Source organism: Streptomyces beijiangensis (assembly GCF_017315755.1).
Lineage (GTDB): Bacteria > Actinomycetota > Actinomycetes > Streptomycetales > Streptomycetaceae > Streptomyces > Streptomyces beijiangensis.
The window spans coordinates 1-315 of sequence record NZ_JAFLRJ010001576.1; the positions used below are offsets into that span (position 1 = coordinate 1).

1 protein-coding gene is annotated in these 315 nt (G+C 73.0%); it reads right to left on the reverse strand.

Annotated features, from left to right (window positions below):
- Positions 1-298 (reverse strand): universal stress protein (locus tag J0695_RS42750; protein ID WP_206970170.1); only part of this gene is annotated, 298 nt, incomplete at its 3' end.
- Positions 299-315: the final 17 nt, after the last annotated feature.

The window sequence follows — 315 nt, forward strand, 5'->3', positions numbered from 1 at the left end:
GCTTCACATCCGGGTACCTCCCTCCCCATCCCGCCACCGTCTCGGACAGGATCCGGCGCCGCTCGTCGAGCCCCGCCGCTTCGTCGCCGAAGGACACGACGGGCCGCCGCCACACCCACACGGCGTGCAGGGCGGCGCCATGCAGCGCCGCCTCTTCCACCGCGAACTCCACGGCGGCTCTCGAGGATTCGCTGCCGTCGACCCCCACGACAAGATGGGGATGCCGCTGCCCCGCCTGCTCCGGCTCCCCGACCACGACGACCGGGCAGTTCGCCCGGGCACTCACCGGAACGGCCACCGAGCCCACGAGACGCT